Annotated in this window: 17 protein-coding genes; 6 read left to right on the top strand and 11 right to left on the bottom strand. The window is 60.7% G+C overall.

Annotation, left to right across the window (positions count from 1 at the left end; genetic code table 11):
• Nucleotides 1-64: 64 nt before the first annotated feature.
• The 5 genes from AB5Y73_RS15570 to AB5Y73_RS15550 form a co-directional block, all read right to left on the bottom strand.
• Nucleotides 65-760 carry a response regulator gene (locus AB5Y73_RS15570; RefSeq protein WP_107682395.1) on the bottom strand — a complete coding sequence of 232 codons (696 nt, stop codon included), beginning with the start codon at nucleotides 758-760 and terminating at the stop codon, nucleotides 65-67.
• A 3-nt stretch (nucleotides 761-763) separates the two neighbouring features.
• Entirely contained in the window at nucleotides 764-2,332 is a 1,569-nt protein-coding gene (locus AB5Y73_RS15565) for a sensor histidine kinase (protein WP_107682396.1), read from the bottom strand.
• A gap of 17 nt (nucleotides 2,333-2,349) precedes the next feature.
• Nucleotides 2,350-3,900 carry an oxaloacetate-decarboxylating malate dehydrogenase gene (gene maeA / locus AB5Y73_RS15560; RefSeq protein WP_181497521.1) on the bottom strand — a complete coding sequence of 517 codons (1,551 nt, stop codon included), beginning with the start codon at nucleotides 3,898-3,900 and terminating at the stop codon, nucleotides 2,350-2,352.
• A gap of 23 nt (nucleotides 3,901-3,923) precedes the next feature.
• A complete protein-coding gene (locus AB5Y73_RS15555; RefSeq protein WP_118854189.1) occupies nucleotides 3,924-5,240 on the bottom strand; it encodes a 2-hydroxycarboxylate transporter family protein in 1,317 nt (438 codons plus the stop codon).
• A gap of 521 nt (nucleotides 5,241-5,761) precedes the next feature.
• A complete protein-coding gene (locus AB5Y73_RS15550; RefSeq protein WP_088869905.1) occupies nucleotides 5,762-5,932 on the bottom strand; it encodes a hypothetical protein in 171 nt (56 codons plus the stop codon).
• Nucleotides 5,933-6,230: 298 nt separating this feature from the next.
• Between AB5Y73_RS15550 and AB5Y73_RS15545 the strand changes: the two genes are divergently transcribed.
• From AB5Y73_RS15545 to AB5Y73_RS15525, 5 genes are all read left to right on the top strand, one after another.
• Complete coding sequence (locus AB5Y73_RS15545) at nucleotides 6,231-6,743, top strand: MarR family transcriptional regulator (RefSeq protein ID WP_118854190.1); 513 nt, start codon at nucleotides 6,231-6,233, stop codon at nucleotides 6,741-6,743.
• 1 nt (nucleotide 6,744) lies between these two features.
• Nucleotides 6,745-7,800 carry an HlyD family secretion protein gene (locus AB5Y73_RS15540; protein ID WP_118854191.1) on the top strand — a complete coding sequence of 352 codons (1,056 nt, stop codon included), beginning with the start codon at nucleotides 6,745-6,747 and terminating at the stop codon, nucleotides 7,798-7,800.
• Nucleotides 7,790-8,887, top strand: a complete 1,098-nt coding sequence (locus AB5Y73_RS15535) for a DUF2955 domain-containing protein (RefSeq protein ID WP_205422049.1) — start codon at nucleotides 7,790-7,792, stop codon at nucleotides 8,885-8,887. Before AB5Y73_RS15540 ends, AB5Y73_RS15535 begins: the two co-directional genes overlap by 11 nt.
• Before the next feature lie 173 nt (nucleotides 8,888-9,060).
• Nucleotides 9,061-9,825 (top strand): ABC transporter substrate-binding protein, encoded by a 765-nt coding sequence (locus AB5Y73_RS15530; RefSeq protein WP_118854192.1) that lies wholly within the window; start codon nucleotides 9,061-9,063, stop codon nucleotides 9,823-9,825.
• A gap of 142 nt (nucleotides 9,826-9,967) precedes the next feature.
• Nucleotides 9,968-10,324, top strand: coding sequence for an MliC family protein (locus AB5Y73_RS15525; RefSeq protein WP_042058536.1), 357 nt, complete (start codon nucleotides 9,968-9,970; stop codon nucleotides 10,322-10,324).
• A gap of 56 nt (nucleotides 10,325-10,380) precedes the next feature.
• Here AB5Y73_RS15525 and AB5Y73_RS15520 read toward each other — a convergent pair whose 3' ends face one another.
• From AB5Y73_RS15520 to nrdD, 4 genes are all read right to left on the bottom strand, one after another.
• Nucleotides 10,381-10,773, bottom strand: a complete 393-nt coding sequence (locus AB5Y73_RS15520) for a TonB family protein (protein ID WP_107682401.1) — start codon at nucleotides 10,771-10,773, stop codon at nucleotides 10,381-10,383.
• Between the two features lie 176 nt (nucleotides 10,774-10,949).
• A complete protein-coding gene (locus AB5Y73_RS15515) occupies nucleotides 10,950-11,120 on the bottom strand; it encodes a YqaE/Pmp3 family membrane protein (protein WP_005338440.1) in 171 nt (56 codons plus the stop codon).
• Nucleotides 11,121-11,184: 64 nt separating this feature from the next.
• Nucleotides 11,185-11,694, bottom strand: a complete 510-nt coding sequence (gene nrdG, locus AB5Y73_RS15510; protein WP_107682402.1) for an anaerobic ribonucleoside-triphosphate reductase-activating protein — start codon at nucleotides 11,692-11,694, stop codon at nucleotides 11,185-11,187.
• A gap of 100 nt (nucleotides 11,695-11,794) precedes the next feature.
• Nucleotides 11,795-13,912, bottom strand: a complete 2,118-nt coding sequence (gene nrdD / locus AB5Y73_RS15505; RefSeq protein ID WP_107682403.1) for an anaerobic ribonucleoside-triphosphate reductase — start codon at nucleotides 13,910-13,912, stop codon at nucleotides 11,795-11,797.
• A 444-nt stretch (nucleotides 13,913-14,356) separates the two neighbouring features.
• Here nrdD and AB5Y73_RS15500 point away from each other — a divergent pair, with 444 nt between their 5' ends.
• The gene (locus AB5Y73_RS15500; RefSeq protein ID WP_005338444.1) at nucleotides 14,357-15,331 is read left to right on the top strand and encodes an ABC transporter substrate-binding protein; all 975 of its coding nucleotides are present in this window, start codon (nucleotides 14,357-14,359) and stop codon (nucleotides 15,329-15,331) included.
• 82 nt (nucleotides 15,332-15,413) lie between these two features.
• On the opposite strand, the gene ligA is transcribed toward AB5Y73_RS15500, so the two are convergent.
• On the bottom strand, nucleotides 15,414-17,420 hold the full coding sequence (gene ligA / locus AB5Y73_RS15495) for an NAD-dependent DNA ligase LigA (RefSeq protein ID WP_107682404.1): 2,007 nt from the start codon (nucleotides 17,418-17,420) through the stop codon (nucleotides 15,414-15,416).
• A 100-nt stretch (nucleotides 17,421-17,520) separates the two neighbouring features.
• Nucleotides 17,521-18,687, bottom strand: coding sequence for a cell division protein ZipA (gene zipA / locus AB5Y73_RS15490; RefSeq protein ID WP_107682405.1), 1,167 nt, complete (start codon nucleotides 18,685-18,687; stop codon nucleotides 17,521-17,523).
• Nucleotides 18,688-18,694: the final 7 nt, after the last annotated feature.

Below are 18,694 nucleotides of genomic sequence, written 5' to 3'. Positions count from 1 at the left end.
TCCGGAAACAACAAGGGAGCCCATGGCTCCCTTGTTGTTTCTGCAATGTACACCAGTGCGCATCTCAACCGGCCCGGCGCCAGCGGTAGCGCCGCTCCGGCCGCCCCCGCTGACCATAGTTGAGATCCACATCCACCCGATCTTCCGACTCCAGATACTCCAGATAGCGGCGCGCCGTGGTGCGGCTGAGGGAGAGTCGCAACGCCACCGTGTCGGTGGAGAAGACGTTCTCCGGCTCGCCCGCCAGCAGATCCAGCACCTGACGCAGGGTGATGCTGTCGATCCCCTTGGGGGTGACGCGCATCTCCTTGATCTGGGAGCGCCCTCCCTTGCCCAGCAGCTTGTCGAGATCTTCCTGCTCCAGCCGACCCCGCTCGCACAGACGGCTGTGCAATTGCAGGATCTCATCCAGACTCTGCTGGATGCGAAACAGCCGCAATGGTTTGATGACGTAGTCATGAACCCCCAGATTGAGGGCCTGCTGGATGGTCTCCACATCCCGCGAGGCGGTCACCATGATGACATAGGCTTCGCGGTTGTGGCTGCGCAGGCGGCTCACCCACTCAAGGCCGGAGCCATCGGGCAGGGAGACATCCACCAGCAGCAGTTGGGGCACCACACCGGCCATCATGGCATCGGCCTGGGCCAGGGTGCCGGCCCGCCCCAGCAGGGAGAAACCGGATGTCACCGCCACCAGTTCTGACAAGATGGCACCGATCCGATCGTCATCTTCAATAACAAGCGTGATTATTGGGTCCATGGCTCACATTAATTGGTTTTTATTCAAGTAGATACCAAACAGGGTGGTCTGCTCGGCGGTTCGCCGCCATTCTATCACACCCTCGTGCCGACCCACGGTCTCCTTGACCAGGAACAGACCCACCCCGTGATCGCCGCTCTGGCGACTCACCCCGTAATCGAACAGATGATCGGCCAGCTCCTCGTCGACCCCCTCGCCGCTATCCTCCACCTCGATCACCAGCCGCCGCCCTACATCGCACAGAGAGAGCAGCACCCGCGGTGGCCGCTGCTGGCGGTTGCGCCAGGCCGCCTGCAGGCCGTTGTCCAGCAGGTTGCCAATGAGGGTGATGAGATCGGCCGAGACCGAGGCCGGATACTCCGCCAGCGCCGAATCGGGATCTAGCTCCAGAGTTACCCCGAGCTCGCGGGCCCGGCTGAACTTGCCGAGAATAAGCCCCGCCACCGGCTTGTTGTCGATCAGCCGCAGCAGCTCCTGCAGCATGGTCTGGCACGCTTCGTTCTCCTGCTGGATAAGCTCCACCGCCTGATCCACATGGCCCAGCTGCAACAGGCCGGAGAGGCTGCTCAGCTTGTTGGCGAACTCGTGGCTCTGCATCCGCAGCATCTCGGCATACTGGCGCAGGTGGGTCACCTGCACCCCCAGACTGGCGGCCACCTCCGGACGGCTGAAGATCAGCAGCCGCCCCGGCGCCTTGCCCTGCACCGCCTGCCAGCGACCGACAAATGACTCCCCCTGAATGGTGAAGCTCACCTCGCCCCCCTCCTGCTCCAGACAGGGGGCAAGGGGCGGCACCAGCTCCGCCAGCGACTGCCCCTGCAGGGCGTGGCGCCCAGTGACCGGCAGCCGCAGCTGATAGCTGGCGGTGCTGTTGATCATGTTGATGTTGCCGCGGCCATCGAGGGCGATAACCCCTTCGGTGATGTGCTCAAGTACCAGATCCTGCAGGGTAAAGCGGCGCACGATCGCCTCCGGCTCCAGATCGAGCAGGGTCTTGCGCAGCAGGTATTGCACCCAGAGCGCCAGCAGCAGACCACACCCCAGCACCGCTACTATGGCGCTGATGAGCAGGGCCACCCGCTCCATATAGATGCCCTCCACCTGCTGCATCAGGTAGCCCACCACCACGGCCCCCATGACGCGCCCATCCCCGCCCACCACCGGGGAGAAGCAGCGGATCGCCGGCCCCATGGTGCCCCGATCCTTGGAGCAGTAGCTGCGTCGCTCCTGCAGCGCGGGCCAGATATCCTCGCCGCGAAACTTCTGCCCCACCAGCTCGGGGTTGGGGTGGCTGAGGCGGCGACCATGCTCATCGGTCACCACCATATAGGTGGCGTCGGTACGGTTGCAGACCGCCTCCACGTAGCCGCGCAGGGTAGGATCACTCCCCTGACGCAGAGCCTCGACCACCCGGGTGTCTGCCGCCATCACCCGTGCCAGATCGCTCCCTTTATCCTGCAAGTTGCTCTCCAGCAGATGACGGATAAAGAGGGCCAGCAGGCTGCCCAGAATGAGGATCAGCAGCAGGGAGAGCCCAAGAGAGAGGGTGACCAACTGGTGGCGAAGTTTCATGCACATACCTTAAAACGTCAGGACGCAGCCCAATAGTGCGGATGCCACCAGGTCTGGTCAATCAAAGGTGCCGGATCACCGGCAAAATCGGCCAATCCTTCCTCGCGGGCACTGAGTGCCACCGCTCTGGCGACGGCGCGGGCCACCTCTCCCACCTGCTCGATGGGGGGCAACAGCCGGCCCGCTACCAGCGGATAGGCGCCAACTGCCCGCACCGCGGCCAGCAACATGCCATCGCTGATGCGGCGCGCCTTGACCGCGCAGGCCCCGAGACCAATCCCCGGGAAGACATAGACGTTATTGCACTGGGAGACAACCCGCCGCTCCCCCGCCACCGTCACCGGCACAAACGGGCTGCCGGTGGCCAGCAAAGCGCGGCCATCTGTGGCGGCCCACACCTGCTCGGGAGTAGCCTCGGCACTGCGGGTCGGGTTGGAAAGTGGCAGGATCACCGGCTGCGCACACACATCCCCCATCGCCTGCAACACCTCGCCAGTAAAGAGGCCGCCCTGACCGCTCACCCCGATCAGCACCGCCGGGCGCACCTGGCGGATGGTCTCCAGCAGCGAACTACTCCTCTCCTCAACGGCGCGGGCAAACGGCTGTTGGGCACGAGTCAAGTTGGGACGATCGCTGCAGACCACCCCGTCCTGATCAAACAGCCAGACGCCGTCGTGACTCCCCGCCAGCTGGGCCAACATGGCGGCAATGCCGCAACCGGCAGAACCGGCACCGACGATCAGCACAGGGGCATCACTGAGGGCGATACCCGACTGTTGCAAACCGGCCAGCACGCAGGCAGAGGCGACCGCCGCCGTGCCCTGAATGTCGTCGTTGAACATGCAGAGCTCGTCGCGATAGCGGGCCAGCAGGTTGGCAGCGTGCTTGCCGGCGAAATCCTCAAACTGCAACACCACCTGCGGCCAGCGCTTGCGAATGGCGGCCACCACCTTGTCCATGAAGTGGTAGTAGCTCTCGCCATCGATACGCGGGGATTGCCAGCCGAGGTAGGAGTCATCCTCCAGCAGCTCGGGGTTGTTGGTGCCCACATCGACGCAGAGCGGCAAGGTACGTGCCGGGTTGATACCACCCGCAGTGGAGTAGAGCGCCAGCTTGCCGATACAGATCCCCATGCCGCCGATACCGAGATCGCCGAGCCCCAGCACCCGCTCACCATCGGAGATGACGATCACGTCTACCTCCTGCTCCACCGACTCGAGGATGTCGTCAAGATCGTCCCTGTCATGCCAGGAGAGATAGAGCCCGTGGCTGCGCAGATAGAGGTCGCTGTGGCGCTGGCACGCCTCCCCCACCACCGGGGTGTAGATGATCGGCAGCAGCTCCGGCAGGTGGTGGCGCACCAGATCGTAGAAGAGCACAGGATTGTCCTCCTGCAGCTGGCGCAGCAGCAGATGCTGGTCAAACGGACTCTGCATGGCGCTGACCAATCGGTAGATCCGGCACCGCTGCTGGGAGAGGGACTCCTCCTTGTGCGGCATGCGGCCGCGTACACCCTGACGCTTGCGTTCGGCATAGGGCAGGCTGGTGCCCATCATGATGTCGTTCATCTTGTTTGTTCCTCAATCCGGTATCAGGCGAGCAGGGAGATAAGAGCGGTCGCCAAAATCAGCATCACGGCACCGCCGAGACGGGAGGAGATCTGGGCAAAGGGCATCAGCTTCATGCGCTGGGCCGCCGAGAGCACGGCTACGTCGCCGGTGCCGCCCATGTTGGCCATACAGAGCCCGCCGGTGATGGCCGCCTCGATGGGATAGAAACCGATCATCCGGCCCACCAGCGCCGCGCCGAGGGCGCCACCGATCACGGTGACCATGACCAGCACGAAGTAGCTGATGGAGAAGGCACTGATCAGTTCCGGAATACTGGTGTAGGCGACACCGATCCCCACCAGCAGGGAGGGGGTCAGGTTGCTCACCACAAACTGATACCAGTCGGCCGCCGCCTGCTCATAACGGCGCGGCAGCAGGCCGCTCACCTTGATAAAAGCGACCGCCAGGATCATCAGGGCGAAGGGGTGCATGGGGATAAAGTTGCCAAGCAGGGAACCCAGCACAAACATGCTGGAGCTGATGAAAAGGCCCATACCCAGACTCTGCAGGGTCGGCGCTTCGGCCTGCTCGTCAGCAATGCTCTGGCTATTCTCTTTGACCATCAGCTTGCCGTTGCCAGTCAGGGAGGGATAACAGCGACCAAGGCGCGCCAGCAGGGAGCCCACCAGAATGGCCAGGGTATTGGCGATCACCACCGCCGGTACCATGCGCGACAAGAGATCCGCACTGGACATCTGCATCGGGCCGGAGAGGATCTCCACCAGGGGCACCGCACCGGCGCCCATGCCACCGCCCATGATGGGCAGGCCGATCAGCAACACCGCATTCTTGAAGCCATACCCCATCAGGGAGCCGACCAGCCCCACGCTCAGCAGCGCCAGTGCGACGCCGCCGAGAATGACCGGCAGGTAGCGCATGGCGGCATTTTTCAGCAGCGCGCCGCTCATGCCGAACACCGAACCGGTCACCAGACTAGCGATAAAGAAGTTGAGAAAGCCCCCCTCCTTCATGAAGTTGGTGATGACCTGCCCCGCCTGCACCGGCAGCAACTGATATTCAAACAGGGCGGTACCGCCGAAGATGGCGAGGATGGTGCCGCCCCCCAGGTATTCGCGGATCGGCATGATCCGCTCACCCAGCTCGGTCAGCAGGGTGCCCAGCACGAACATCAGCGCCAACGCACCGACCATGCCCAGCGGCAGCGAGCTATTCCAGCCGGAAAAGAGAACACAGGTCGCCAGCCCCAGAAATATAAAGAGAGGCATACCGGCAATTTGTTGGCCGCCCATAAAGGCGGCCTTTTCTTGTGTGGTTTGTAGGGTAGAGAGGTTTTTCATTGTTATGTACTCTGCGTGTGATTGTGGCCGCTACTTTATTGATCCCCCTCGCCCCTGTCGGTTAGCCAGATTGCAAAGCCATATAAAAACATTAAAAACTTAAACATCATGGTGCCGCCAACGTGCGCAGCACAATAGAACACCAGACATCCGATACCCGACCAAGTCAGGAAATAGGGTGATAAAACGAGCGAGCCCAATGGCGGATATTTGGGTGATCAGGAGTAATAACGATGCGATGATCTCCCCCCTTCGGGGAAATAACAGAGCCAGATGACAAGCTCTGCGACCATTTATCGCCACAGCTCCTGTGAGTGATTATCAGCGGGTAATGTCATCGCCATAACGCGAGTGCCACGGCATGCCACACTAGGGTTTGAGTCGGCGTGCAGGAAGGAAGCACGCACGATGAAAAATGGTGAGGAGAAAGATGCAAAAAGGGGAGATTGAAATAGTGATGAGTCAAGCCAGCGAATACCAGAGCACTGGCTTGAACTCACAAGGATCACACACGGTCAGGTCTATTCTGCCAACAGCAATGGAATATTGGCGGGGTCAAAATCATGACTGATATCGGTACTTCTGATAGCGCCTTCCCGATTCACGCCATGGTGTGACTCTGCACCATATTCTCCATCACTCAACAGCGTTTCAATTGCCAGATACACACATCCACTGTCATATCCATCCACAACCCGTTTCCCCCTTGTTTTATAACCCCATCAATATTAGCGGATAAAAAAAGAGCTGCTCGCTGAAGCTGAAAATTTCATGAAAATAATCGCCGGATATCCTCCATTCACGACGTAATATCCGAATCGGCAAGAGAGCCTCGAGTGGATCAGCTCCGAGAATAATATCAGGGGCTCGAACGATGCTAACTCGCACCAGCGAATGATCCGACCAGAAACATGATCCGCATCACACTATTTACTTAGCCTGCTAAACAAGTATGATACTTAGCAGGCTAAGTAGATTGAGGATGAGAAGATGACGGATCTGGAAAGGTTGCGCGAGCTGTCGCTCGCCGAGCAGATAGCGCGGATGCACCGGCTATGGCGTACTGCCGCCGACCTGGAGCTGGCTCCCCTTGGCCTCACCCATCCCCGCTGGACCGCGCTGTGGAAACTCTCCCGCATGGGGAACCATGTCAGCCAGAAGACCCTGGCCGAAGCCCTCGAGATAGAGCTCCCCTCCCTGATGCGCACCCTGGGCCAGCTGGAAGAGCAGGGACTGATTGAGCGCCACTGCTGCAGTCAGGACAAGCGGGCCCGCATCGTCTGCGTGACCCCGGCTGGCCAGACCCTGCTCGATCAGATCGCCGACCGCATCATGAATATCCGCCGGGAGCTGCTGGGGGGCATTGACGAGCAGACCCTGCAGCTGTTTGAAGCCACGGTGCAGCGGATCTCGGCCAACGCCCTCAGCAAAATTGAACAACACCACGACCGACAAACCGGAGGCGATACAAGCCCTCCCGAGACCGACACAGAGAGAGAATAAGATGACCCCGGACCAACAATTTACCCGCTGGATCAAATGGTCCATGGCTGGCTTTGCCACCCTGTTTGCCTATTTTCTGATAGCCGACCTGCTGATGCCCCTCACCCCTCAGGCGATGGCGACCCGGGTGGTCACCAAGCTGGCCCCGCAAGTGAGCGGCAAGGTGATCGAGGTCGCCGTTCACAACAACCAGCAGGTCAAGAAAGGAGAGCTGCTGTTCAGGCTGGATCCGGCCCCTTTTGAACTGGCAGTGGAGCAGGCCCGCCTTGCGCTAGCGCAGGCAGAGCAGCAGAACAGTGAACTGGATGCCGCCCTGACCGCCGCCGTTGCCGAGATCAACGCCAAGGAGACCCTGGCCAGCCAGAAGTGGCGCGAGGCTGAGCGGATCGATGCGCTGTACCAACGTCACATGGTTTCGCTGCAACAAAAAGATGAGGCTGACAGCGCCCTGCGCAGCGCCCAGGCCAACCTGCGCGCCAGTCAGGCCAAACTGGCCCAGATCAAGGCCAGTCGTGGCGTGACCGGTGAGGATAATCTGTTGCTGCGCCAGGCCCGCAACAAGCTGGCGCAAGCGCAGCTGGCCCTCTCTTACAGCCAGGTCCACGCGGATCAGGATGGCACCATCACCAACCTGCAGCTCAAGCCGGGCAGTATCGCCAGCGCCGGCAGCCCGCTGCTGGCACTGGTGTCGGAACAGGTGGACGTCATTGCCGATTTTCGGGAGAAGAGCCTGCGCCATGTTGGCGAGCAAACCCGCGCACTGGTGGCCTTCGATGGCGAGCCGGGTCAGCTCTATCCTGCCCGGGTAAGCAGTCTGGATGCAGGAGTGAGTGCCGGTCAGTTTGATGCCAACGGTCGACTGGCCGCACCGGTGGAGTCGGATCGCTGGGTAAGAGATGCCCAGCGGATGCGGCTGCACCTCGAGCTGGACCAGCTCCCCGATCATCTGCCAGCCGGGGCGCGGGCCACGGTGCAACTGCTGCCGGACAATGCCCTGACCGCCATGCTGGCACGGGGCCAGATCCACCTGCTCAGCCTGCTCCATTATGTCTACTAACCACGCCACTCACCCGTCGGCCAATGCTGCCCCAGCCCACCCCGTCGGTGGTGCTGCCACTCACCTCTGGTATCGGCCCCTCACCGGCAACGAGCTGCGCCAGTGCCTGCGCATCGCCTTTGGCTGCACCACGGGCTTTCTGCTCTGCAAGCTGTTTGGCTGGAATTACGGGGTCTTCTATACGGTCACGCCGGTGCTGCTGCTGGGAATGGTGCCGGTGATGAATGGCCATGCCGCACGCCAGCTGATCGCGGCTGCGGTGGTCTGTGGGGTGGAGGTCGGGCTGCTGGGGGGACTGTTTGGCAGCCATCCGGCGCTGATGACCCCTATCGCCTTCATGCTGTTTCTCTACCGCTTCGCCGCCATGTCGCGGGGCAGCCTGTTTCTGTTCGGGGCCAACGGGGTGCTGAGCCTCAGCATCATGCTGCACTTTGCCAGCTATCCGCAGACCGACCTCAACGACCTGATCCTCAACAATATCTGGGCGAGCGTGCTGTCGGTGCTGATCGCCTACCTGATGACCATGCTGATCCCGGATGTGGAGGCCAGACCCAAGCCAGCCTCGGCCCCCAAGGCGCCGCACCGGATGCGCCATGAAGCTCTGCTGGGGGCCACAGTGGCCACCCTGTCGTTTCTGGTATTTCAGGTGTTTGACCTGCGCGACTCCATGTCTGCCCAGGCCACAACCCTGCTGGTGCTGTTCCCCATGCACTGGAACGGTGCACTGAGTTATGCCCGCAAACGGGCGATGGGCACCTTGCTGGGGGTCACCTTCGGCCTGCTCGGCCAGTTGCTGCTCTATGACTGGTCAGGGCAACTGTTGCTTGTCGCTCCACTGCTGTGGCTCGGCGCCATGTTGTTCAGCCATGCCCACGTCAAGGAGGCTGGTGGCTCAGGGGTCGGCTTCGGCGCCCTCACCACCCTCGGCATCCTGTTTGGCCAGTACCTCACTCCGGGCAACGATCTGGTGTTCAGCGCCCTCTACCGGGTGAGCAGCATCCTGTTTGCCATCGTGGTCACCCTGCTGGCCTGCTACCTCGTCCACCGGTTGCTCAATCGCTTCGAGGCGACCCGCTTCGGTTATTGATTTCCTGTTGTAAGCACTGTTGTCAGCCCATGGATGAGCTCTCTTTCGCCCCGTCGCCTGCCGGGGCGTTTTTTTCTCGCCCTCGTTTACCTCCCTCACCAATACTCCTGCCACTACAAGTCAGCGCAGAAGTGTGGCTATGCTTGTAAGGCTGCTGTCGATGAGGTGTACCTATGGTTCCGTTGTTAAAAAAATGGCTGGTTTGTTTGGTACTGTTGGCTACCAGCCCGCTCGGGGCCACCCCGCTTGTCATTGGTGCCGAAGATGACTGGGCCCCCTACTGCGAGCGCGACAAGGACAATGAGGATGACCAGCCCCACGGACTGGCGCCTGAGCTGGTCAAGGCGGTGTTCGCCGCCGAAGGGATCGAGATTGTCTTTCGCACCCTCCCCTTCGCCCGCTGCATGCACGATGCGAAAAGCGGCAAACTTGCGGGGTGCTTCAACGCCACCATCACCGAAGAGAACCGTTACCAGTACCACTGGCACGATACCCCCATGTTCGAGGAGGATCTCGCCATCTTCGCCCTTGCCAGCGAGCCGCAACGGGATCTCAAGCTCACCTCGCTGGAGGGCAAGCGGGTGGGCATCACCCTCGGCTACACCTACCCCACCGATTTTATGGAGAACCCCAGGATCACCCGCTTTCAGGCCAAATCCGATGCCCAGATCCTCGAGATGCTGGTACGTGGCCGGGTCGACTACATCCTGATGAACGGCATGCCGGGCTACCTCAAGATCCAGCAGAAGCAGCTGACCGGCAAGGTGGTCAAGGTTGGCAAACTCTCCACCGATGGCTTCTGGCTCGCATTCTCCCGCCACCACCCGCAAGGGGAAGCGCTGGCCAAACAGTTCGAACAGGGGCTGCAGAAGATCAAGAACAACGGCATCTATGAGACGCTGATCCGCCAGTTTGAAACCAGACTTGGCCTCTACTGATTGACGATTCCTTCCTGATAGCGCCCCCTCATACTCGCGCGGTATGCCGGACAGCCAGCGACGCACCGAATGGCCCCGCTGATTGCACAATCACGGCAACCTGTTAGGCTCACGCCCGTATGACACCAATGGAGCTGTAATCATGAATAAGGTACATATGATGGCCGCTGGTGCGCTGGCCCTCGGCCTGCTCGCTGGCTGCAATCAGGGCAATACCCTCTCAGTCACTGGTGGCGAACCGGTCAGTTACCAGTGCGAGCAAGGCAAAAAGGTGCAGGTGCGCTACTTCTCCCTCTCCGACGAGAGCCTCAGCTTTATCAAGCTGTCGCTGCCGGATGGCAAGGATTACACCCTGCCCCAGGCCATTTCGGCCTCCGGCGCCCGCTATACGGACGAACATGAGGCCGTCTGGTGGAACAAGGGGGATGAGGGCTTTGTGGAACTGCGGGATCAGGATGGCGAGTGGCAGACTGCCTACAACGACTGCAAACAGCAATAAACGTGACCCCGGCCTGGCCGGGGTCTCTCTTTCTCTGGCATCAAACTGATGGGGGATCAGTTGATCTCGATTTCGAAGCGGTTGGTCACCTCGACCGGAATGGCATCCGGGTTGCCCTCTGCCGGGCTGTAGCGGATCCGCGAGAGGGTCGCCAGCGCGCTCTGCTCCAGCTCGCCGGGAGGCTCGGCCGCCACCACTTCCGGCTTGACCGGCGTGCCGCTGGCGTCGATTTGATAGCGAACTTCCACATACCCTTTGACCGGTTTGGCCGGCAGGGCCGGCTCGTCATTGCAAAGCCATGACCACTGCTTCTCCTGAACCCAGTAGCTGGACAAGTGCTCGAGAGGGATAGCGATCGGAGCGCGCTCGTGCGCCACCTCCTGACGGGATGAGCACCCCAGCAACAGTGTCACTGCCAGACCTGACCATACTGCGACTTTCCACTTCATGTAACGCTCCTTGTTCTCTGCCGGTGCTTGTTGCCGGACTGCGGGGCGCTCAACGCGGCCCGCTTGGTCAGTCACCCATCCTAACGAAAAAGTATTCGTATGAACATGAACAAAAGGGCCAACCCCGAGAGGTTGGCCCTTTTATCGTCAATAAGCTCACTAACCAGCCTCTGGCATCAGCCGCGCTTGTCGCTCACCACCAGCCAGAGCGCATGGACCATGCCCGGCAGACCGCCCATCAGGGTCAGCACGATGTTGATTAAAAAGTGCAGGCTAAAGCCCACCTGGATAAACGCGCACACCGGGGGCAGGAAAATGGCAAGCAGGATCTTGAGCAGATTGTTCATCTCGGCTCTCCTTTTCAAAAATGTCGTCAGGATTGGAATGGGCTAACCATAAACATCCCGGGCTTCAACTGCAAACCAGACAGGGAATTCGCTCACCCGCATCACGCCAGGCGTTGAGGTCATGGATCTTCTGATTGCTGCTGCCACGCCAGAGCAGGCCGGGGTCTGCCAACGCCTTTTCATACTTGCCATCCACCAGCACATCCAGCAAGGCCACCAGCTCACGCTGGGCCTCTGACAGCTCGCCGAGCCGGTAGCCGGTCCAGCACCAGATATCCTTGCCCGGACACTCGGCGCGCACCCGTTTCACCAGCGCCAGCACGTGGGGCACGTTGGCCGGGTGGAGCGGATCGCCGCCGGAGAGCGACAGACCTCGCCGTTTGATGCGGCTGTCGTTGAGGTCGCTAATGATGCGATCGCTCATCGCCTGATCGAACGGCTTGCCGCCATCGAGCCGCCAGGTGCTCTGGTTGTAGCAACCTGGGCACTGGTGCTCGCAGCCCGAGACAAACAGGGTGGCACGGGTGCCGGGGCCGTTGATCACATCGACCGGGTAGTATTGGTGGTAGTGCATCGCTTGTTTCCTGCCTCGTTCACGGGACAGCGGCATAACTGCCGCCCTCCAATGAAAATGGCCCCTTGAGTCAGGGGCCAGCTCTTCATCGCCTGTGCGCTTACATATGTTTGACGCGGCGCTTCACCTCTTCCTGCTTGCCCGCATTGAAGGGGCGCGCATCCGGGCTGCCGAGGTAGCCGCAGACACGGCGGGTCACCGACACCTTGGCCGGGTCATGGTTACCGCAGCGCGGGCAGGTAAAGCCCTTGGAGGTACATTCGAACTCACCGGTAAAGCCGCAGTCGTAGCACTCGTCGATGGGGGTGTTGGTACCGTAGTAGGGCACCTTGTCATAGCTGTAATCCCAGACGTTTTCGAGCGCTTCCAGGTTGTGCTGGATGTTGGGGTACTCGCCGTAGCAGATGAAGCCACCACTAGCGATGGGCGGATAGGGCGCCTCGAAGTCCAGCTTGTCGTACGGATTGACCTGCTTCTCCACATCGAGGTGGAAGCTGTTGGTGTAGTAACCCTTGTCGGTCACGCCGGATACCACGCCAAACTCCTTGGCGTCGATGCGGCAGAAACGGGTGCAGAGGTTCTCGCTCGGGGTGGAGTAGAGGCTGAAGCCGTAGCCAGTCTCCTCTTTCCACTCGTCAATGGCTGCTTTGAGACGGGCGATGATGGCGATGGCTTTCTGTTGCAGCTCGGCGCTGTCAAACAGGTGAACCTTGTCACCAAACAAGGCGTTGATGGTCTCGTGAACCCCGATATAACCGAGGGAAATGGAGGCACGACCGTTCTTGAAGATCTCGCTGACGTTGTCGTCCGCCTTCAGCCGCACGCCGCAGGCCCCTTCCATATAGAGGATCGGAGCAACCCGTGCTTTCACCCCGTCCAGACGGGTGATGCGGTACATCAGCGCCTTCTTGGCGACCCGTAGGGAGGCATCGAGACGATCCCAGAAGTCCGCTTCGTCACGGGATTTCAGGGCAATGCGCGGCAGGTTGAGGCTCACCACACCCAGGTTGTTGCGACCTTCGTGGATCAGCTCGCCATTCTCCTCGTAGGCACCGAGGAAGGAGCGGCAACCCATGGGGGTCTTGAAGGAGCCGGTCACTTTCACGACCTGGTCGTAGTTGAGGATGTCCGGATACATCCGCTTGGAGGCACACTCCAGCGCCAGCTGCTTGATGTCGTAGTTGGGATCGCCCTGCTTGTGGTTGAGGCCATTCTTGATGGCGAACACCAGTTTCGGGAACACGGCGGTCTTCTTGTTCTTGCCAAGGCCAGCGATACGGTTGCTGAGGATGGCGCGCTGGATCATCCGCGACTCCCAGCTGTCCCCCAGACCAAAGCCGAAGGTGACGAAAGGCGTCTGACCGTTGGCGGTGTGCAGGGTGTTGACCTCGTACTCCAGCGACTGGAAGGCGTCGTAGCACTCTTTCTCGGTGCGAGCCATGGCGTAGGCTTCCACATCGGCAATGCCCCACTCTTCAGCCACTTCACGGTGTTTCTGCCAGCTGATGGTCACATAGGGGGCCAGCACTTCGTCGATGCGGTTGATGGTGGTGCCGCCATAGATGTGGCTCGCCACCTGGGCGATGATCTGGGCGGTCACCGCCGTGGCGGTGCTGATGGATTTCGGAGTATCGATCTCCGCATTGCCCATCTTGAAGCCGTGAGTCAGCATCCCTTTCAGATCGATCAACATGCAGTTGAACATCGGGAAGAAAGGTGAGTAATCGAGATCGTGGAAGTGCAGATCACCGCTCTCATGAGCCTGAACCACATCACGGGGCAGCATGTGGCTGGTGGCATAGTGCTTGGCGACGATACCGGCCAGCAGGTCGCGCTGGGTCGGGATCACCTTGGAGTCTTTGTTGGCATTCTCGTTGAGCAGGGCGGCATTGGTCTGCTCAACCAGACCGCGGATCTCCTGCGCCAGACGGCCGCGCGCCTCGCGAGCCTGATCCCTGTCGTGACGATATTCGATATAGGCACGGGCGATGGCCTTGTCGTCGGAAGCCATCAGGTGGTTTTCGACCCGGTTCTGGATCTCGTGGATATCAACTTCACCACGCCCTTCCAGCTCCTGACTCACGGCATTGGCAATGCGGGAGGCGAGTGCCGGATTGGCCTGATTGACCGCTTCCGCCGCACGGCTGACCGCCTCTGCAATCAGCTGGGCATTGAATGGTGCGCGACATCCGTCACGTTTGATCACAACCGGTTTCATGAATTTTCCCCGTTAAAAGGCCAGGCATTTGCCTCTGGCTCACCCTTGTTGGGCCCCCCTCCCGGCATCTCGTCCTGGACGCAAATAAATTCAGCCGAGGCTTGACAAGCCTGGGCTGAAGATAGGAGGGGAACAGCTTATACACAGCTTAATAACACAACATATAGGGATTAAAAACGAATGCGTCCCTATATGTGGTGTCTATTAGGCACCAAAGCGCCACCTCATTTCTTGATCCAGAACAGGTTTTTCAGCGAGCGGGACAGTTCACGACCAACCAAAAAGAGCCCCATTCAAATCCAACCTCAAGCAGAGTGCGGGCTGGCGTCCGATCCGCCCACCCGAAAAAAATCGCCCCCCGCCGCACCGGTTTCGAGATGACAGCGCCAACCAAAACCGCCCATACTGAACAAGAACTCCCTCACCCTCGACAAGGGACAACCCATGCGCACCTCCCTGCTGTTGCTACTGCTATCCACCCTCTCTCTGCCGCTCTGGGCCGCCAACATTCTGGTGATCAGCAGCTACCATCCCGAATACCTGTGGGACCAAAGCTACAACAAAGGGCTGCTCGATGGCTTGCAGGGGGAGCACAAGATCACTCACTTCTATATGGACACCAAACGCCATCCACGGGAGAAGTTTGACGAGATCGCCCAGCAAGCCATCGCCTTTTATCTCAAGAGCAAGCCGGATTTAGTGGTACTGGGGGATGACAACGCCATCAACTATCTGGCCAACGAGATCGCCTCGCTGGGTACCCCGGTGGTCTTTCTCGGCATGAACGAAAACCCCCGCCTCAAGGGCTTTGTCGGCCACCCCAAGATCACAGGCGTGCTGGAGCGTCCCCTGCTCAAACGCAACATCAGCGAAATAAGCCAGATGATGGGAGGGCTCGACAAGGCACTGGTGCTGTTTGATTCCAGTAATGTGGCCCTCACCGCCATCGAGGATGAATTCAAGACCCAGACCGAGCTGCGGGTCGGCCAGACCCGGATCAACAGCCAGCTGATGGGGGATTACAGCCTATGGCAGGAGGCGGTGCTCAACGCCAAGAAGAACGGCTATCAGGCAATCTTCCTCGGCCTCTACCACACGCTGGTCGATGACAATGGCAAGCATGTGAGCGAAAAGACGGTGCTGGAGTGGACCAGCGCCAACACGCCGGTGCCACTCTTCTGTTTCTGGGAGTTTACCGTCGGCAAGGGGATGGCCATCGGCGGGCTGGTGCTGGACGGCCACGATCAGGGGATACAGGCAGCCAGCCTCATCAACACCATACTGGCGGGCACCCTGCCCCGTACCATCTCCCCCCGCGCGGCCCTGCGCGGCGAATATGTCTTCAGCAAGAGCGAGCTGGCCCGCTGGCAGCTCACAGTGCCCGACAAATGGCGCCACAAAATCCTCTGGCGTGAGTGACCGCCGAAACAAAAAAAGAGAACCCGGCCATGCCGGGTTCTCTTTTATCGGGTGCTGCGGTTAGCAGGCTTGGTGAGGGCTATCAGCCCTGCAACGCCTGTTGCAGCTCCTCTTCGGTCCAGATGGTGATACCGAGCTCCTGCGCCTTGGTCAGCTTGGAACCGGCCGCTTCCCCCGCGACCAGCACATCGGTCTTGGCAGATACAGAGCCCGCCACCTTGGCCCCCAGCGCCTGCAGCGCAGCCTTGGCGTCGTTGCGCGACAAGGTGGTCAGGGTGCCGGTCAGCACGAAGGTCTTGCCGGCAAAGGGTTGCTCCGCGGCCTCTTTCTTCTCGATGGCCGGCCAGTGGATGCCGGCAGCCAGCAAGGCTTCCAGCACCTCCACGTTGTGCGGCTGACGCAGGAAGTAGTAGACATGCTTGGCCACCACATCACCCACATCGGCCACTTCGAGCAGTTGCTCCACCGAGGCCGCGCGCAGGGCATCCAGCGTGAGGAAGTGGTTGGCAAGGTTGAGCGCAGTCGCCTCCCCCACTTCGCGGATCCCCAGGGCAAACAGGAAACGCGGCAGGGTGGTACTGCGCGCAGCATCGATGGCGGCTACCAGATTGAGGGCCGATTTTTGCCCCATCCGCTCAAGACCGGCCAGCTGGATGGCATTGAGGCTGAAGAGATCGGCGGGGGTCTTTACCAGCCCCTTGTCCACCAGCTGCTCGACAATCTTGTCGCCAAGGCCGTCCACATCCATGGCGCGACGGGCGGCGAAGTGCTTGATCGCCTCCTTGCGCTGCGCCTCGCAGAACAGGCCGCCGGAGCAGCGGGCAACCGCTTCCCCTTCCAGCCGCTCGACCGCAGAGCCACAGACCGGACACTCGGTCGGGAAGAGGATCGCGCGGGCATCGCTTGGGCGTTGCGCCTCCACCACGGCGACGATCTGCGGGATCACGTCCCCTGCCCGGCGCACGATCACGGTATCGCCGACCATCACACCGAGGCGCTCGATCTCGTCGGCGTTGTGCAAAGTGGCGTTGGAGACAGTCACGCCGCCGACAAACACCGGTTTAAGCTTGGCCACCGGCGTCACGGCGCCGGTACGGCCGACCTGAAACTCGACGTTCTCAAGCTCTGTCATCTCCTCCTGCGCCGGGAACTTGTGGGCAGTCGCCCAGCGCGGGGCGCGGGCCACAAAGCCGAGCTCATCCTGCAGGGCGATGGCATCCACCTTGTAGACCACGCCGTCGATCTCGTAAGGGAGTTCACCACGGCGGGCCAGAATGTCGTCGTGGAACGACTGACAACCGGCGGCCCCCTCTTTGAGCTTCACCTCGGGACTAAGCGGCAGCCCCCACTCCTTGAGCTGGGTGAGGCGACCAAAGTGAGAGTCACCGAGCAGCTCGCCGCCAACACCGACACCGTAAGCGTAAAAGCTCAGGGGACGGCTGGCGGTGATGCGTGAATCGAGCTGACGCAGGCTGCCGGCGGCGGCGTTGCGCGGGTTGACGAACACCTTCTCGCCTGCGGCCAGCGCCTTGGCGTTCATCGCCTCGAAACCGGCCTTGGGCATAAAGACTTCGCCACGCACCTCGAGCCGCTCTGGCCAGCCAGTGCCGCGCAGCGCGAGCGGAATGGCCTTGATGGTGCGCACGTTCTCGGTGATCTCCTCACCAGTGGCGCCATCGCCCCGGGTGGCCGCCTGCACCAGCTGACCATTAACATAGAGCAGGCTCACCGCCAGACCGTCGAGCTTGGGCTCGCAGCAGAAGGTGAAACGCACGTCACGCTTGAGGCGATCGCTCATGCGCTGTTCGAACGCCTGCAACTCTTCGCTGCTAAAGACGTTATCCAGACTGAGCATGGGGATCTCGTGACGTACCTGTTTGAAGGCGGTCAGCGGCTGACCGCCGACCCGCACGCTGGGTGACGCCGGTGTTTTCAGCTCGGGGTGGTCAGCCTCCAGCGCAATCAGCTCGCGCATCAGACGGTCATATTCGGCGTCCGGTACGGTCGGGTTATCCAACACATAGTACTGATGACCATATTCGGTAAGCAGTTCACACAATTGACGGTGGCGGGAGAGGGTGTCGCTCATGAAAAAGTCTCGAAGTGTGATTGAACATACGGCCTGGGGTAGAAACAAAAATGCGGTACCAGGGTACCGCACTTTTTCTTCACTCGACCCGCATGGCGTATTAGTCGCGGCTGGCCTCGTAGGCAGCCAGCTCGTGACGGTAACGGGCAATGGTCTCGTCGCTCAGCGGGCTGCGATCCATATCTGTCAGCATGGCATCGAGATCGCTGGCCAGCTGATCGGCAGCCTGCAGCATGTCCTCGAAGGCAAACGCGGCATTGCTGCGCAGCGGCAGTTGCATGAACAGGGAGACACCCGGCGTGGTGAACTGTTCCATCCGGTACGGATTGAAGGTGCCTGGCTTGACCATGTTGATCATGGAGAAGAGCACTTCACCCTTACCGTTGAGATCTTCGTGACGGTGGAAAATATCCATCTCGCCAAACTTGAAGCCCAACGCCATCAGGGATGAGAGCAGGGTCGCACCTTGCAAGTCGTGACCAGGACGGCCCATCAGGTTGATGACATAGACATCCTGCCAGATCTTCTCGACCGGCTGGGGCGCCATGCGCGGCTCTTCCACCACAGGTGCAGGTGCCACATAGGCCGGCTCTTCATAAACAGGCTCGGGAGCCACATGACGGGGCTGCGGCTGATATTCCGGCTCGGGTGCACGCACCGGTTCGGCACGAACGGTGTCGGCAGTACGGACTGTCTCTGCACGGGCACCAAAAGTCGGGGCGGTCGCATAGGCGGGCTCGACCAGCGGCTCGTCGTCCAGCGACTGCATCATGGGCTCGCGCTGGGGACGGGAACGGTAGACCGGGGTACGACGATTGACCTGAGCAGGTTTGCGCACCGGCGCGGCAGGCGCCTCGTCGATCTCCTCGGGCAGCGGTTCGTCGAATGTTTCCTCTTCATAGACAGGAGGCGGCGGAACCGGGCGGGCAGCAGGCTTGCGCACTACGGGCGGCGGCAGATCGTCCTCGTCATCTTCATCATCAAAGGCGGGGACGGCAGGGCGACGACCGAGTTCCGGCTGGCGGCTCTCTTCACTGCGCAGCTTGGGCTCGGCACGACGGCCACCACTGACCACACGTACCTGGCCGATGCCATCGCTGTCGAAGGCGTCGTTATCACGATCCCGCGACTTGGAGTCCATCCGTCCAATCGGTTTCTCTTTGATCGGTGCCTGACGATTCTTTTTGTTGCTCCACAACCCGTGAATGAGCAATGCCGCAATAGCAATACCGCCCAGGGCAACCAAGATGTAACGCAATTCCTGCATTAGCTGC

The sequence above is a fragment of the Aeromonas sp. s7(2024) genome (assembly GCF_040907825.1).
Classification (GTDB): Bacteria; Pseudomonadota; Gammaproteobacteria; order Enterobacterales; family Aeromonadaceae; genus Aeromonas; species Aeromonas veronii.
Note: the sequence above shows the minus strand (reverse complement) of the source record. Positions and strands in the feature narration are given on the sequence as shown.